At 49.1% G+C, this 16,606-nt stretch carries 15 protein-coding genes and 1 tRNA gene; 7 read left to right on the top strand and 9 right to left on the bottom strand.

What is annotated here, in order from left to right:
* Positions 1-18: 18 nt before the first annotated feature.
* Both L336_RS04945 and L336_RS05770 read right to left on the bottom strand, forming a co-directional pair.
* Positions 19-1,095 (bottom strand): hypothetical protein, encoded by a 1,077-nt coding sequence (locus L336_RS04945; RefSeq protein WP_015642114.1) that lies wholly within the window; start codon positions 1,093-1,095, stop codon positions 19-21.
* Between the two features lie 37 nt (positions 1,096-1,132).
* Positions 1,133-1,906 (bottom strand): hypothetical protein, encoded by a 774-nt coding sequence (locus tag L336_RS05770; protein WP_015642115.1) that lies wholly within the window; start codon positions 1,904-1,906, stop codon positions 1,133-1,135.
* Between the two features lie 593 nt (positions 1,907-2,499).
* On the opposite strand from L336_RS05770, the gene L336_RS05775 reads away from it, so the two are divergent.
* Positions 2,500-4,323, top strand: coding sequence for an ABC transporter ATP-binding protein (locus L336_RS05775; RefSeq protein WP_128569634.1), 1,824 nt, complete (start codon positions 2,500-2,502; stop codon positions 4,321-4,323).
* Positions 4,324-4,483: 160 nt separating this feature from the next.
* Here L336_RS05775 and nusG read toward each other — a convergent pair whose 3' ends face one another.
* Both nusG and secE read right to left on the bottom strand, forming a co-directional pair.
* Positions 4,484-5,032, bottom strand: a complete 549-nt coding sequence (gene nusG, locus L336_RS04960) for a transcription termination/antitermination protein NusG (protein ID WP_015642117.1) — start codon at positions 5,030-5,032, stop codon at positions 4,484-4,486.
* A gap of 1 nt (position 5,033) precedes the next feature.
* Positions 5,034-5,375 (bottom strand): preprotein translocase subunit SecE, encoded by a 342-nt coding sequence (gene secE, locus L336_RS05780; protein ID WP_015642118.1) that lies wholly within the window; start codon positions 5,373-5,375, stop codon positions 5,034-5,036.
* A 146-nt stretch (positions 5,376-5,521) separates the two neighbouring features.
* Here secE and L336_RS04970 point away from each other — a divergent pair, with 146 nt between their 5' ends.
* On the top strand, positions 5,522-6,322 hold the full coding sequence (locus L336_RS04970) for a hypothetical protein (RefSeq protein ID WP_041191412.1): 801 nt from the start codon (positions 5,522-5,524) through the stop codon (positions 6,320-6,322).
* On the opposite strand, the gene L336_RS04975 is transcribed toward L336_RS04970, so the two are convergent.
* The 3 genes from L336_RS04975 to L336_RS04985 are packed head-to-tail and all read right to left on the bottom strand — an operon-like array spanning position 6,319 to position 9,231.
* Positions 6,319-7,932 (bottom strand): sensor histidine kinase, encoded by a 1,614-nt coding sequence (locus L336_RS04975; RefSeq protein WP_015642120.1) that lies wholly within the window; start codon positions 7,930-7,932, stop codon positions 6,319-6,321. The genes L336_RS04970 and L336_RS04975 overlap by 4 nt on opposite strands.
* Before the next feature lie 36 nt (positions 7,933-7,968).
* Positions 7,969-8,667, bottom strand: a complete 699-nt coding sequence (locus L336_RS05785) for a M48 family metallopeptidase (protein WP_015642121.1) — start codon at positions 8,665-8,667, stop codon at positions 7,969-7,971.
* Between the two features lie 9 nt (positions 8,668-8,676).
* Positions 8,677-9,231, bottom strand: a complete 555-nt coding sequence (locus L336_RS04985; RefSeq protein ID WP_015642122.1) for an AAA family ATPase — start codon at positions 9,229-9,231, stop codon at positions 8,677-8,679.
* 128 nt (positions 9,232-9,359) lie between these two features.
* On the opposite strand from L336_RS04985, the gene L336_RS04990 reads away from it, so the two are divergent.
* On the top strand, positions 9,360-10,958 hold the full coding sequence (locus L336_RS04990; protein WP_160142778.1) for a DUF7507 domain-containing protein: 1,599 nt from the start codon (positions 9,360-9,362) through the stop codon (positions 10,956-10,958).
* Between the two features lie 29 nt (positions 10,959-10,987).
* Here L336_RS04990 and L336_RS04995 read toward each other — a convergent pair.
* Positions 10,988-11,062 (bottom strand) — tRNA-Trp (locus L336_RS04995).
* A 195-nt stretch (positions 11,063-11,257) separates the two neighbouring features.
* Here L336_RS04995 and L336_RS05000 point away from each other — a divergent pair.
* Genes L336_RS05000 through L336_RS05015 form a run of 4 tightly spaced genes read left to right on the top strand, consistent with a single transcriptional unit; the run spans position 11,258 to position 16,386 of the window.
* Positions 11,258-12,487 carry a glycosyltransferase family 4 protein gene (locus tag L336_RS05000; RefSeq protein ID WP_015642124.1) on the top strand — a complete coding sequence of 410 codons (1,230 nt, stop codon included), beginning with the start codon at positions 11,258-11,260 and terminating at the stop codon, positions 12,485-12,487.
* Positions 12,484-13,734, top strand: coding sequence for a glycoside hydrolase family 57 protein (locus L336_RS05005; protein WP_015642125.1), 1,251 nt, complete (start codon positions 12,484-12,486; stop codon positions 13,732-13,734). The genes L336_RS05000 and L336_RS05005 overlap by 4 nt, the downstream gene beginning before the upstream one ends.
* A complete protein-coding gene (locus L336_RS05010) occupies positions 13,709-15,661 on the top strand; it encodes a glycoside hydrolase family 15 protein (RefSeq protein WP_015642126.1) in 1,953 nt (650 codons plus the stop codon). The genes L336_RS05005 and L336_RS05010 overlap by 26 nt, the downstream gene beginning before the upstream one ends.
* A complete protein-coding gene (locus L336_RS05015) occupies positions 15,658-16,386 on the top strand; it encodes a hypothetical protein (RefSeq protein ID WP_015642127.1) in 729 nt (242 codons plus the stop codon). The genes L336_RS05010 and L336_RS05015 overlap by 4 nt, the downstream gene beginning before the upstream one ends.
* Here the strand turns inward: L336_RS05015 and rpmG are convergent.
* Positions 16,367-16,576, bottom strand: a complete 210-nt coding sequence (gene rpmG, locus L336_RS05020) for a 50S ribosomal protein L33 (protein WP_015642128.1) — start codon at positions 16,574-16,576, stop codon at positions 16,367-16,369. The genes L336_RS05015 and rpmG overlap by 20 nt on opposite strands.
* Positions 16,577-16,606: the final 30 nt, after the last annotated feature.

Consider the following 16,606-nt stretch of genomic DNA (forward strand, 5'->3'; position numbering starts at 1 on the left):
AATTATACCTGATCGGGGTTATTTTTGCAAGCGTGACTGAGCAATGGCTCGTTCGGCGGTTTGTCCCAATACGAGGCAACTGCGATCACGCGGAAGTGCTTCGAGCGCTTTGTCCATCGGCCAAAATGAGGGACTGCTCTGCCCGAGGGTGGTGTTTTCGAAGCAGCCAAGTTCAGCAGCAATCCGAACAGGTCCCGCGATGCCATGTGTTTTTGCCGCTAGCTGGTCGTAGCGTGCGATGAGACGCTGGAGGAGAGGTACAACGACGCTACCGCCATACTGCCCTATCGCCGATAGATCATTGCGATCAATTTCGGGGTATGGCAACTCGATGCGAAACTTTTGGCCATCACCATTGCCGAGTTCCATACTTTGTCCACCGACACGCGCGACTTCTTCGTCAAAGACGGCGCGAATTTGATCGAGAAAATCGCGCAATAGCGGATAATCTTTTGCCGCTGCTTCGGTGGAATGGCTCATATCCCACATCAATATGTAGGCATTTGGTGTGGTGGGTACGTCTAGCAAGAGCTTGTCGGCGAGCGAGTAGTAACCCTGCCCGAGGGTATCGAGTCGCGTAGTGGATGCCTGAATTGCTTGGTGGTACTGCTGCCACAACTGGCGAAGCTGTAGCTCGCTCGGAAGCTTGCCATGCTCAGGCGAAAAAGCAAATTGAAAGACAGCCTCACCCTCACGTTCTAGCGCGAGTGGCATGCCAAAAACGATATGTTGTTCTGGGTTCATGAGACTCGGCGCAAACTCAGATCGACCAGTACGAAATGTCTCACCGACCCGAGAGGCGACGAGGTCGACGCGTCGACCGTTGATATTGGTTCGCTGGAAGTCAAGTCGTGTATCATCGATCGCGGGTGCATTGATGGCGGTAATCGTCGCAGCTGAGTCACTATACCAGCGGTCACGCATAAATAGCACAACACCGTCAAATGCAGCGCATTGCCCGAGAGAGCGCACCACAGGATCAACGGCAGTGTAGATATCGCCGATCGCCTGGACGAGATCGGGTCGCTCTGCCCGTAAGTACTGTTCGTGACGGTTCGCCCGCTCCGGATTATTGGTGTCTGCTGACCAAATCATAATACAAACTATATCCTAAAAAAGGATATTTTGCAAGCTAGCGGCGTTTAACGCGGTCAGCAATAATTGACCCTGCCGCTATCCCGACCGCAATAGTAATGGCTTGTCCAGCTGCTTTCCCGAGACCGATCAAGGCATCTTTTGCTCGCTCACGTCGTAGTTCAGCAGCTATCTCACCCTCTGCGTCCTCTAGATCTGGAGCACAATCAAAAATCTGTTCAAAAAGTTCATTGAGTTCAGCCATTTGGCCTTCAACAAGCACGTCAACAATTGCTGAGGCACTCCTCGGCGTCGATTCATGCAGATAGGTGTCGAGCAAATCTTCGACAAATGATTCGATTTTTTCTTTTGTGATCAACTCGGTCGAGTCGTATTTGTCCGAAAGCGCCGCAAAATACTCATTGATATCCGAGAGATTACTGTAGAGAATTGTTGTGAGCTCCTGGAGCAAGGTTTCGGTACCCTCAGATTGCAATACGACTTCAGCAATTAGTTTCGAAAGGGCGATGTGGTATTGCTTTTTCATAGCAATGGCACGTCTTTCGAGTTCATCGATGTGCTGCATATCCGGATAGGCAAATCGGTCACACACTACTTCGCAAATGGTAGCCCTCGCCTCATCAAGTTCTGCCAAATACTGCGCATACCGAGACACTTCCTCATCAGTGATAGGAAGGTCTATCGGATCCTCAAGACCAGCGATAGCTTCATGGATTCCCGCAAGCGGACCCGACGTAATATTGACCGGCTCTTTACGAGTTATCGGCTCCTCTGGTTTATCGGCTGGAGGGGGCATTTCTGCAACCGTCATGGTGGAACTCCTTTTGCTCCACGATACCATAAATAGGCTTATTTATCCACAGCCACTTGACAAAATGGCAAAAGTGTGCTAGCATGGATCCAGCGTTACATCTTGCAAATCAACACGTGTAGTTTAATTTGAGCAATCAGGCGACCCCCGCCCCTGTTTCTTGGCTTTCAGTCAAGACGTTCATTGACGTATGCCGATAATAAAAAGTCAAAGGCACGAATGAATCGTCACTGGCAGACTCTTGGTGGGTTTTCCTGATACTCATATAGCTACGCGAGATGAACGCAACATCACACCAAAAAGTTGACTCACCGCATGTCAGCTTGCACCTCAACAAAACTGCAAGGTGTAATGACAATAACGTTAATGGAAAGGATTTAAGTCGGATGTTAATTATTACATTTATGTCAGCGGGCAAGTAAGTCATCATTTGTGAGGTAATCTCAATCTCGCAAATGTACTTCGCCTGCTATCACTATAGAGGCCTATCACGTTTTCGAAATTGATAGTAGCTCCAAAACCCCCGTGGTTCCCTGCCCTTTGAGCGCTGGCGTTTTTTTGGCAGCCGAATTTGGCAGGCAATCACCCTGACAATGAACAAAACAACAAAACAGATAGGAGGAGGTATGCTTATCGCAGACCTAAAAGCGATTTTGGCGGAAATGCGTCAAGATCCGACCGTTGCTCCTGAACTACCCGTGGTAGCACGTGCGATTCGACGTACGTTTGCCTGGGAGGTTCTCAGCGAGCTGCTCCAAGTCCTTCAGTCCGTACCAGTGATGTTTTTTACGAATGAACTGGTTCGCCCGGGACCGGAGAGCCCTCGAAACATCGCGCTTGTCGCACTCAGTTTCGCTGTTCTTTATAAAGTAAATCAGCTTGTCGCCAATCGTATGGGCCTGCATCGTAATGATGTGTTTTGGGGCTCATGGCGCGTTTGGTGGGGCTATGGCAATCGTCGACTGCTCCGCCAGAGTACCGACTGGCACACAGCTCACAGTACTGGTGAGAAAGATTCGTTGATCGGCAAAAATATTGGACGGTTCCAAGAACTGTTTGATGAAGCGCTGTTCAATACGATCCCAGTACTGCTGCGTATCAGTCTGACGACGGCGTTTATGTTTGTGCTTGGCTGGCAATTTGGTCTCGTGGCTATCGTGACGATGGTGCTTTATGGCTATGTCCTGACACGGACAGAGCGAACCATGCACCCTCACCGCGAAGAGTTTCAGACACGCATGAAGCAAGTCGAGGACAATGGCAGTGAATTGACGCGCAACTGGCGGACAATTCGAACGCTTGGTCTCGAGGAACACTTCAGTGATCGCAACGAAGTACTGCTGCGCGACTTTTGGCACGATGAGTACCCTCGTCACCAGACCTGGGCTCGTTGTATCTCGCGTCAGGACGATATCTTGATAGTGAGTCGAGCGTCACTCTACCTTGTGCTGGGCCTTGTTGCTCTACGTTCAGGCAGCAGTGAAGCCATCGGTTCGCTGATCCTGGCAACGACATGGATGGAGCGTGCCTATAGCAATTACTGGCGTCTGAGTGACTTCCAGCGATTGCTTGGACGCGGACAAGAGGCACTCAGAGAGCTAGTCGCGTTTTTGGCGCTCAAGCCGAGTGTCACCAACACTGATCAGCCACGCTGGCCGCGCCGTGTACGCGGAACCGTCAGTTTCCGAAATGTGTGGTTTGCCTATCCAGGTGATTCGAGAGAATCGACTATCTCACAGTTCGATCTGCGCGTTCCTGCACACACCTCGCTGGCTTTTGTTGGCGAGAGTGGCAGTGGCAAATCGACGCTGATGCGTTTGCTCGCACGTGAGTACGACCCCTGTGTCGGCAGCATTACCGTCGATGGTATCGACCTACGTGATATCGACTATCGGCGCTATCGTCATGAGTTGATTGCTGTCGTGAGCCAGACGATCGAGCTATTTGATCGCACCATCGCAGACAATATTCGTATTGCTCGGCCTGATGCGACGATGGACGAAGTCATCGAGTCGGCGAAGGCTGCCGGTGCGCATGAGTTCATCATGGCGACAGATCACGGATACGACAGTCGGATCGGTGAAGATGGTTTGACACTTTCGGGTGGTCAACGCCAGCGACTCGCGATTGCACGCGCGTTGCTGATGAAGCCAGCGATCTTGATTTTGGACGAAGCAACCTCGGCGCTCGATGCAATGAGTCAGGCAGAAGTCCAGGCCACTATCGACGGGCTGATACAGCAACGAGTGTGCACGGTGTTCATCATCGCCCATCGTCTTAGCACTATTCGCGATGCCGATCGCATCGTGGTGATGGACAAGGGGCAGATGGCTGCCAGTGGGATTCACAAAGAGTTACTCTCGCACAGCGCCATCTATCGTCGGATGAATGGTCTCGAGAACGGTTCTCACTCCTAAAGTCTAGTGTGGTTCGTGTCAGATAATCGAAGAGAGGAGCCTGCAAGATGCCTCCGTGGACTGAGTTTCACGGAGGCTATTGCTTGGGTAAATAAAGTGGTAACGATATGAAGTACACCGCCTTACAATCAGGCGGTGTACTGATATCTTGATACTTGTGTTAGACTTTTTTGACCTGGAGTGCATCGAGCTCGACGGGCGTGTCGCGGCCAAACATGCTGACCATGACCTTGAGCTTACCCTTGGCGGTGTCGATTTCACTTACCGCGCCATCAAAGCCCTTGAATGGTCCATCGGTGATGTTGACCACTTCTCCCGGCTGGAAGTCGATCTGATGCTTGGGGTCTTCGACACCCATACGTTTTTTGATCTTTGAGATCTCTGCGTCTGAAACAGGCGTTGGCTCAGTACCACTACCGACAAACCCAGTCACGCCAGGTGTATTACGGACAATGTACCATGTCTCATCGGTTAGTTTCATCTCGACGAGTACATAGCCTTGGAATATCTTGGCCTCAACGACTTTTCGTTTGCCGTTTTTGATCTGAATCTGCTTTTCCTTTGGCACCATAGCGTCAAAGATCTTGTCTGCCATATCGACAGCCTGAATACGCTGTTTGATTGCATCGGCGACTTTTTCTTCGTAGCCGCTATAGGTGTGGATTGCGTACCATTGACGAGTACCATCATATCGATTCTTGTGTGCCATGTTATTTCCTCAAAATAATGTTAAACAAATATTGAAAACCTGCGTCGAGTAGCAAAATAACGACGACAAAAAACGCAGTAAAGAGCAGCAGCGCGCCCGTCATGGCCCAGGTGGTGCGCCGGTCTGGCCAGCGAACTTGACGGAGCTCATACCATGAACCCTTTAGGTACCGCCAGATAGCGAAAAATGGATTGCGAGTACGTCGTACTAGCTTGTCGCCATCGTCACTCACTACCTTCCGTGTCCTTTTGGGCGCTACTGGTTTTTTTGATTTTTTTGAACCACTATCATTTGCTGTAATGCGCGTGATCTTGGGTGTTGATGATTTTGCTGGTGTCGCCACGATAGATTTCCTGCTCTCCCAATTAAATAAGTCTGCTTTCTGGCAGACTGTCAAGAGTAGTATATGTCACCTCGAGAACTTTGTCAATAATAAACAGATGGTTCTTATGGTTGCATGTCCTGGATTTTGTGATGTACACTAGCCGCATGACAAAGAAAACCCACGAGACACTAGCAAATGGAATTGATTTTGAGCAGCGCGACAAGGCGATTGCTCGGTTGCGTGCATTTTTACGTCTTGAGACCGACGAACTCCTTCAGCGTCCGTTGACCGACGACGAGAAAGTAATGCTCGAGAAATGCAACGTGTGGCGCACAATGGTAGAAACAAAAGATACGCCGAATCGCCGTCTCGCGCTGGCAATGCTTGGGCTTGAAGAGGCCGTACGCGTTCTTTATGAGCAGGCGGGGTGCGATGTAACTCGGGAGAGTGTAGTGATCAATAGGGATGGCGAAGAAGTACCATATCATTTTTCTGCATCACAAGCTGGCTCTGATTTTGGGATGGTTCTCGGCTGTCGATTTACCCAGCCGAAGCAGCTTGATGCGTACGGTAGGCCACACGACAGTATGCTGCACGTATTGCTCCCTACTGACGGATACCTTTACGAAACGCTTGCTCATGGCGACCCCCATGAGCCGCAGTTTTTTGCTTCGGAGCCAGACATTTACTCTGCGGAGTGGTCAGAAGATGAAAGAGAGAGGTTACCAAATGGTGGTGTTACCTATCGAGAGATCAATGGAACTCGTTCATTATACGATGAGAGCGGCACGTATATACCAGATCCAGCAGACCGGCGCCGTGACGTGTATCATCGTGATCGAGTACATTATCGACCACTCTACACAGAAGATGCCCCAGGTATCGAACGGTATATGCGTATCACCCAGACCCTTATAGCCCAGTATCTTGAGGCCATTGAGATAAGTAAACGGTCATCGTCCTAGCGACGTGACATGCTAAACCCAAATGTCGACCCATGGTTGAGTCGTGAGGTCATCTCTATAGTAACCCCAAGTTTCTTGGCTAGTTTTCTCGCGACGTACAAACCGAGACCGGTACCACCCGTCTCCCTAGTACGGTAATCTTCACTTCGCCAGAACTTCTCGAACACATGCTTTTGGTCTGATTTGCTCATGCCAATGCCAGTGTCCTGGACGGAAAACTTGAGTGTAGTATCGGCTGCCTTGACCGATACAAGCACACTGCCCTCTTTGGTGTATTTGATTGCATTGGTAACAAAGTTTTGCAACAGCTCCTTGAGGTAGAGACGGCTGGCTACCACTTCACCAAGGCCAGGATCAAGGTCAAGATTAAACTTGAGGCCTTTTGTCTCGGCTTGAGGCGCGTATTCATTGTAGAGATCGTGGATGAGATCGCTCACATTGATAGACTCAGGTGCATCCGCGACACCACGTTCGGCACGGCTGAGGGTACTGAGGTCATTGACCATTTTTGCGAGAAAGAGTACCTGATCGTGGGCGATAGTGACATTGGTTGCGAGCGTGGCTTTTGGAATGTCCTCCCTGGTCATCATGAGCTGAACATTGCTCAGAGTACCCTCAGCAATGGTGATGGGCGTACGTAGCTCATGGCTCACTACCGAGATAAACTCGTCTCGCTCTTCCTCGAGACTTTTTTGTTTTGTTATGTCGCGCAGAATAACAATATAGCCGTCGGTTTCATCGTCACTATCAGTTCCTCTGATAGGCGAGAAAATAACTGATAGATGGAGTGTTTCCTCTGATATGGTGGCACTGAGGTCATCTCTGGATATGACTCCGCGTGCAGATCGAAATGCACTCGAAAACTTGAAGCGTTTGTTGTCCTTGTCGAGCAAGCGGATTACATCATCAATATGCTTGCCGTTAAGACTTGTATTAGTGTCGAGTAAATTGAGTGTCGCGGCGTTGAATACCTGGATAACACCGTGATTGTCGGTGCTCAATATACCATCGGCAAGGTTATTGACGAGGGTCATGATACGATCACGTTGGTGAGATTCCTCGGATTGACTACGCGCTAATTCGTCTCGGTCTACACGTTGGATCGACATAATTGTCGCTGCAACGTAGCCGACCAGAAGTGTACCGAGAAAGTACATGATATCACGCGCTATGTACTCGGCCTGGTCCATAGTCAGTAAAATATCGGCGAGCATGGTGGCAAAAAGCGCCAGGATGCTCAGGTTGAGCCCATCTCTGCCCCAAAAGGTAAATGATGCAAGGAGAAGTACTACCCAGGTTGCCATAAATGGCATATCAAGTCCTGAGACAAACAGGATATAGGCAACTGAGAGCGCATGGTACAGCACAAGCCGCACGGCAGTATCAAGCCGTGTTTTTGCTGGGACGAGAAACTGGTACACACTCAATATAGCCCAGCCAACAGAGATATACGCAAATGCTGTGAGATTAAACGGATGCTCGTTTTTGACGGCGCCCATCATGAGAAGCAGCCCATAAAACATCAAAATAACAGGCACCAGAAACCCAGCAAATCGGATCAGTTGCTCGGTACGCGCGTTGACATTTGGCAGGCCACCCTCGCTCATCATTCTCTAGTATATCCATAAGCGAGACAAATGAAAAGCTTATACTGAGGGCGTTTCGCGGGCAATCTGTCGTCGATGCAATTTGTAGTGCGGATCGTACTGGCCGACAAGCTGCCAAAATGCCTTTGAGTGGTTCATGTGTCTCGTATGGCAGAGTTCGTGGATGATGACATAGTCGATGAGCTCGTCTTTTAGTTTCATCAGGCCGATATTGAGGCTTATTGTGCCCGTCGAGCTACAGCTTCCCCACCGAGTACCTGCATGTGAGAAGCGAATCCGCTCATAGCTGAGCCCAAGCTGTTCCCCGAGGGTTGACAAGCGATTATTTAGATATGATTTTGCTTCTTTGCGCAACACTATTATGACTGAGTCGCGAATTAACTGCTGAACGGCTCTCGATTCGAGTGTATGACCAGGGGGTAAATAGACGAGCAGCTTCTTGCGCTCGATTTTTACCTTCGGGTGATCAACCATCCCTGTTTTGATAACAGCGATAGTGTGAGTTTTTCCAATAATCGTGCCATCTTGGTAGGTTATTTTTTTTGGTTGCTTAGCTAGAAGTTCGCGTAAGTCGCCGCGTGATGATGCCACAACGCCTCTTAGGTAGACGAGCGGCGTCATGAGGGGTGCTTTGATCGAGAGCTTGCCTGAGGTATCAACGTGAATACGGACACTACGCATGCGGGACGCACGGGTCACGGTGATGTCACCAAACTCTTTATCATGAAGTAGCGCCATAAAAAGTAGCTACCGCTTCTGGCTAATAGATGCGGGTACGGGTTCGTCGCGAACAGCGATGACCCTTGAAGCACGTTCTTTTGTCAATCGACTAAGCACGGCTTTGACTTGCGTCGCGTAGGTGTGTTTACCACTGATGACAACAGGTGTTTCAGACGGATGCGGCGGGCTAAACTTTCGAGCAATTTCGTCGTAGTCACCTGGCGTCATATCGTATGCCTTGAGAGTACGATCTTGGGCTGTTTCGCTGTCAACCTGCACCCATACGATGACAGGCTTGTAGCCATGCTTTCGCACCCATTTGCAAAACTCGGTGCGGACAGTCCTCGAATCGGTGAATCCCTCATACACAAAACTCTGACCAGTTTTGACGATTTCGTTGGCAACGATTGCAGTGATTGCCTGTAAGGATGGCGTGTCTTTGGTAAAAGAAGCAAAGGCGCGACTATCGATACACGGCATATGAAACGTCTCAGCAAACTGTTTGGCAAAAAAGCTTTTTCCACTCCCAGGAAGCCCTACCATCATGATCGCATGAGGATCGGTAAGATGTAATGATCTCATACGATTTAGTATAGCAGATTTCTCTCAGGTGTAAGCATGAGCGATATAGTTATTATATAAAGTTGACTGTACTCAAAGAAAGTGAGAAAATGGTAGTGATATCTGTACATGATAGTGAGGAGGCGTGTATGAAACTAGCAAGAGCAGTTATTATTGGAGGCATCGTAGCGTTGTTGTCGCTCGTTGTACTCGGACATCTTGAGGGTGATAATGCCCTAGCGCTCAACCCAAGTGCGAGAGACTGTGACAACAATTCGATTATCTATTGTGGTGCTATTACGCCTGATGAGCTAGCCACAAAATATGCTCAAAATAAAACCGGTGATTTGCCTGCTCTGTATAGCCATTATGGTATCAGCGCGACGATGATCAACGCAAAGTCTCAAAAACAAGGCTATGTTACAAAAGCCGGCGACGTCTACTACAACGGCAAAGTTGTCGCAAAAAAAGCCATCAGCGTGGGCCGGCAGTACAATACCGGTAGTTGGGCGGTTGGCATCGACGGTCGCACCTATTATGAGCGCTATACTGGCACAAATTACGCTGCCGGAGTTGACGCGATCGCCGTTCATATTTGGTTCGATGCTAATGGCAAGTTTGTCGCCGCGGTTATGTACTCATGTGGCAATGCGCTTATCGCAACGCCTGTCGAAGTACCGACCGTCGCCTGTGACACGCTCACTGTTGAAAAGATCAGCCGTACACAATATCGTTTGACCGGCAAAGCACACGCAACTGGGGGTGCTACCATTAAGGCGATTCACTATTATGCATTTGACTCAGTTAGCAAGCCAGTGGTGGGAGTAGCAGGTCCCGATGGACAGTCGACAAGCACCGTGACAATGACCATTCCTAATCCCGGAACCTATAAGCTTCAAGCGATTGCTCTCACGAGTATGGGCAATACATCGAGCGATGGGTGTACCAAATCTGTCGTTGTCGATCAAGAACCCTGCCCTATTCCGGGCAAAGAGAATTTGCCAAAGAACAGCCCGCAATGTGTCGAGGATAAGCCCGGTGTTTCGATCACAAAGATGGTCAACAATGCCGAGCATCAGACGGTCCTTGTTGGTAGTATCTATGAGTATGAGATTTCAGTAAAAAATACCGGCAATGTGCCGCTCAAAGATGTTGTTGTGACTGATACGGCGCCGGCGGGGGTTGCCTTTATTTCAGCCAGTAGTGGTGAGATAACGGGCGGCACATGGCGCAACACGCTACCTACACTCGCTGTTGGCGAGTCACTCAGTTTCACCATTGCGGCAAAGATCGCCGCGTACAAGGCTGGTGTCATCAAGAACATTGCTTGTGTTGAAACGCCGACTGTACCTGGCGGCAATCCGGATGATTGTGACGATGCGACGGTCGAGACAGTTCGCATGATTGACGTGTGCGATTTGCGTTCACACACGATTGTTCGGATTAATGAAAAAGACTTTAATGGTGATCACATGACAAAAGACGTGTCGCAATGTGAAGACCTCAAGGTCTGTCGTCTGAGCGACAAGACAGTCGTTACTATCAAGAAAAGTCAATTTGACGCTCAGCTTTACTCAAAAACGCTCAATGACTGTGTGCCTAAGCCTCAGCCTACTCCCCCCGTAACTCCACCCACCGTCGAACTTCCTCATACCGGTATCATCGATACGTTCGGGAGCAGTCTTGGACTTGGAAGCCTGGTTGGTGCAAGTCACTACTACGTTGCGAGCCGTCGGTCGGTGCGTTAGTCCGGTGTGGTAAATACAAGCAAAAAATTTGGCAGGGGAGACAGGACTCGAACCTGCAACCAACGGTTTTGGAGACCGCTACTCTACCATTGAGCCACTCCCCTCTACGAACACATATTGTAACAGAAAAGCCCCAACCTCACTAGCTGAGATTTCCACAGATTCAAGAATGCTTAAAAATTAAGTCATATTTTTTGTACAATCTGTTGCAAAAGATACGACGCACAGCGTATACTGGTTATGAATACTTCTAATCAACACGAGAGGGGTACGTTAGGCAGGCCGTCTAATCTATAAACATGAACATACTGATGCTAGGGTGGGAGCTTCCACCTCACTATGTCGGAGGTATGGGTGTCGTCTGTGACCAACTTACCAAACAAATGGTCGCTGATGGTGCTGATATCGAATTTGTTCTGCCTTTTAGGGCTGATTTTTCGGCTATCACGCACATGAAGGTGACGGCGGCAATAGATCAAGATGCGGAAACCTTGATGAAAAGCGGCGGTACCTACGATTCGACGAAGTTTGAGGTGATTCGAAAGGACGGATCGAGCCAGATACGGACACTGTATGAGCAGGTCAACGCCTTTGCGCAAAACATCGGTCACGCTGTCGATTTTGGACGATTTGATGTTATTCACGTTCACGACTGGTTGACGCTTCGTGCGGGTATCGAGGCAAAGCGCCAGAGCGGGCTCCCCCTCTTTGTGCATATTCATGCTACCGAGTACGATCGTGCTGGCGGTAAAGAGGGTAACCCACTGGTACGTGAAATTGAATATATCGGGTTACACATGGCGGACCATGTCTTTGCCGTTAGCGAACGCACCAAGCAAACCCTCATCGATCAGTATGATATTCCTGCCGAAAAGATTACGGTCGCGCGTAATGTCATGGAGATATCGCCCAAGCTCATCAATGAGTCACGTGAGACCTATCAGTACATCCAGGCGATGCGCGATGAGGGCTATAAGGTTGTGGTAAATGCAGGGCGGATGACTGTCCAAAAAGGTCTGGTGTTTTTGCTTCAAACGGCACGCCAAGTAATCGATCGAAACCCCAAAACGCTCTTTCTTTTTGTTGGTGGCGGCGAACAGATACCGGAGCTGCAACAGATAGCCAGTGATCTTGGCATCGCAAAAAACGTTATTTTCACGGGACGAGTTGAAGGAATCGGCAAAGCATGGCGCGATGCATTTCGCGTCTCAGACTTGTATGTCATGCCTTCTGTCTCTGAGCCTCTCGGTATGGTCCCCTATGAAGCAATCTCCTACGGTACTCCCGCGCTTGTGTCGCGACAGTCTGGTATCAGCGAAGCGCTTGTCAATGTGCTCAAGGCTGATTATTGGGATACTCACCGCATGGCCGATCAGATAATAGCTGTTCTCACCCACCAATCGCTCCATGATACCCTGCTCAAAAATGCGCAGGAGGAGATCACGCGTCATACATGGGCCCCTGTTTCAAGCACAATTAAGAGACAGTATCACCATGTCATCAACCTCAGGAAAGGACAACCATCATGAGTCAACGAGCGATTGTGCTCTACATGCACGTACATCAACCGTTTCGTATTCGTCCCTATAGTATCTTTGACGCAGGTACTGATCATAATTATTTTGATGCTCCCGACGGGTCGCGAACCAGCAACCGCGATATCTTGCTGAAAGTTGCTGAGAAATCGTATATCCCGACGAACGAATACCTTATGCGGATGATCGAAACATATCCGGAGTTTCGTTTATCTATCTCTATTACCGGTACTATCATCGAACAGTTTGAACGGTATGCTCCTGAGGTTTTGGAAAGTTTCCAGCGTCTGGTTGCAACAGGCCGTGTCGAAATTGTTGCCGAAACCTATTATCATAGTCTGGCTTTTTTCTACGACCGTGATGAGTTTCAGCGTCAAGTTGACATGCATCGACAGAAAATTGAGGAAGTGTTTGGAGTGACACCAACTGCGTTCCGAAATACAGAGCTTGCCTACAATAATGATCTTGCAGCATGGGCAGACAATGCTGGATACAAAGTAATTTTGAGCGAAGGATGGGATCCGGTGTTGGGTTGGCGTAGTCCAAACTTTGTTTATCGCCCGACCGGCACCCAGACTATTAGACTGCTGACAAAGAATTACAAGCTAAGTGATGATATCGCCTTTCGATTTAGTAACCGCGAGTGGAATGAGTTTCCGCTGACAGTCGATAAGTATATGGACTGGGTAAACGTGTCGTGGCGAGAGCCGCTCATCAATCTATTTATGGATTATGAGACATTTGGTGAGCATCAGTGGGCGGATAGTGGCATTTTTGAGTTTATGGAGGAGTTGCCAAAACAATGGTTAGCAAAACACGATCATACATTTATGACAGTAAGCGAAGCTGCTGAGGCGTTTGAGGCAGTGGATGTTGTCGATTGCCCCGAAACCATAACATGGGCAGATACAGAGCGTGATCTGACGGCGTGGCTTGGCAATCAAATGCAGCAAGAAGCGATGAAATTTGTCTATGAACTTGGTCCAAAGGTGCTTGCTAGCGACAACCTCGAACTCATCGGCGATTGGCGTAAATTGCAGACGAGTGACAACCCGTATTATATGTGTACAAAATATTTCAAAGATGGCGATGTGCACGCCTACTTCAGTCCGTATGAATCACCCTATGATGCCTTCATGTATTATATGAATGCCCTTCATGATGTGCAGGCACGGCTGAGTCAGACCGCAGAAGAGCTAAAGGTGGAAGAGACGGATGGCGAGACCAATTGTACTGAGTAATGGTGAACTCCATGTTGGTATCAATAAGTACGCGCTTGTCCATGACTTCTATTACCCGTATGTTGGGTTAGAAAACCATGCTGCAGGACGCTCGCTTCGCCACCATGTCGGCATATGGGCGGATGGCACGATCTCATGGCTCGATGACGATACGTGGGAGTTTGACTATAGCTATCCTCACCAGGCACTTATAGGACACATCGTGGCGCGAAACCACACGTTAGGTATCATACTTGAGTTTGATGATACCGTTGATGCTGAGATGAGTGTATTTATGCGAAACGTACACATTATCAATATGCGTGAAACTGTACGTGATCTTCGACTGTTTTTTCATCAAGCGTTTGTGATAGGTGACTCACGCAGCAATACTGACACCGCTCAATATTTGCCGGATGCCGATGCGATATTGCATTATCGCGGACGCCGTGCATTTATTGTTTCGGCCCAGGACGACAATCATGCCGTCTTTGATCAGTACAGTATCGGGCTATTTGATATCGAAGGCAGAGAAGGTACGTTTCGTGATGCTGACGACGGTGAACTTAGCATGTGCCCAGTTGAGCACGGTCGAGTTGACTCAACGATACGATTTAAGCTTGACCTGCAACCACATAGTTCGCTACGTGTGCACTATTGGATCGCATGCGGTTCGTCTACGAGAGAAGCCCTTTATATCCATCGTCAAGTGGCAAAACAAGGCATCAACGCACGGCTTGATCGCACCAACAAATGGTGGCATGAATGGCTCAAACCAGCCAAGGCTACCGCCGAAAAAATTGATGCTGCGCATCGCGACATGTTCATTAAATCAGTGATGCTCGTTAAGTCTCATATCGATAAACGCGGAGCAGTTATCGCCAGTACCGACACGGCCATGCTCAACTATTGGCGAGATGCCTATGGGTATTGTTGGCCGCGCGATGGGGCCTACGCACTCTGGCCACTAATCCGAATGGGTTATAAAGACGAGGCTTACCGTTTCTTTGAGTTTTGCCGCCGTGGGCTGAGCTCTGGTGGCTATCTGATGCATAAGTATCGTGCCGACGGTGCACTGGGGAGTAGTTGGCATCCCTATGTCCATGAACATGGCGTGGTTGCGCCCCCAATTCAGGAGGATGAGACTGCGCTGACGCTGTTTGTATTTAGCCAATATTATCACCTTCATGAAGATGAGAATCTGCTCAAAGAGTTTTATGAACCAATGATTTTGCCAATGGCAAATTTTTTGGCATCATATATCGATACTCGGACTGGGCTTCCAAAGCCGACCTATGATCTGTGGGAGGAAACATTTATCACTTCGACATATACGACGGCCGTGGTTTATGCGGCACTTCAGGCAGCCGCCGATTTGGCTGAGAAGCGTGATGATGCGGATAGTGTTGTCGCCTGGAGGGCGGCGGCTGATGATATCCGCTTGGCTGCGGTGAAGCATTTGTACAATGCTGACGTTGGAGTGTTTCGAAAGGGTCTTATAGTCAACGAAGCCGATGAGGTTGTATACAATGAGACAATTGATCTATCGAGCTTTTTTGGGTCATTTATGTTTGGGCTATTCGCCGTTGATAGCGATGAAGTAAGTCAATCGGCCAAAACAATCCAGCGCGTCTTTGGTCTTGATCAAGCCCACCCAGGTGTTCCTCGATATCAAAACGATAACTATCGTCGTGCCCATGCGGAGACACCAGGAAATCTTTGGTTCGTTACCTCATTGTGGATGGCCCAATATTACCTCGAGACAAGTTTACCCGACGAAGCGATGAATGTACTCAACTGGGTACGCGATTCGGCGTGGGCAACAGGCGTGATGACGGAACAACTCGACCCTCTCACACACAGAGAAGTATCGATTGCCCCCCTAACATGGAGTCAGGCTGAGTATCTGTCGACTCTCCTCGATACCATTCCCGAGGCGGTCGTATGAAGCTCAGCAAACGACTTTCGCTCCGAACCAAGCAACTACTACGTCACATGACGCCGAGACATGTCGTTCGTTCACGTATTACCCGATCTACGCTACGGCGGTTTGCCGAGAAAGTTGGACTTGTCTATTTTGGTTATGTAGATCAACGTGATGATGATCATCGACTGGTGCGAGGGCACACTGTTTCTTCTACTCATGCCGACAATCACTACTGTGTAGGGTCAATTCGTGGCTACGATGTTGTCTTGGTGGCTCGCAACGATACTATTCGCGCCAAACACTCACAGACGTATGAGCGCTGCCATTGGCTCATCGCTACAGTTGACCTCCATACCCGTTATGAGCTTCCTCACTTTTATATCGGACATGGGTCTCGTCGGTCAGCATTCGAAGCATCATTTGAGCAGCTGATTCCCCTGCAAATCGGTACGTTCGGAACTTACCCGCATGATTTTACGTCAAATTATACGGTCTACGGCATGGCTTCACATGCGCTGGAAATCGAACAAATTATCGTGCCGGGTGTTGCGGGCGTTATCGCATCGCACTTTCGAAGTGCGAGTATAGAAATCGAAGATAACTGCCTCTACCTCTATATCGAAAGCCAGCACCCCTCAGAAGAAGTGCTGGAAAAACTTATATCAAACGCATTATGGCTTGCGGACACGCTCGACACGGCACTTGCGCCGCGTCTCGATGAATCTCCTAGCCCTTACGCGGCTTGACTTCGTTTCGACCCAGAGATTTCTTTGTCTCGACGTAGGTGGCGTGCTTGCGGGCCTTTGGGTCGTATTTCTTGAGCGTTAGTTTATCGGGAGTATTTTGGGTATTTTTGCGTGTCACATACGTGCGATGACCCGTCAGGTCGCTGACGAGAGCAATGATCTTTCGCTTGGTATTCGTTTTCTTTGCCATAAAATCCTCTTATAGAAACTGCTATTACAA

It is taken from the genome of Candidatus Saccharimonas aalborgensis (genome assembly GCF_000392435.1).
Lineage (GTDB): Bacteria > Patescibacteriota > Saccharimonadia > Saccharimonadales > Saccharimonadaceae > Saccharimonas > Saccharimonas aalborgensis.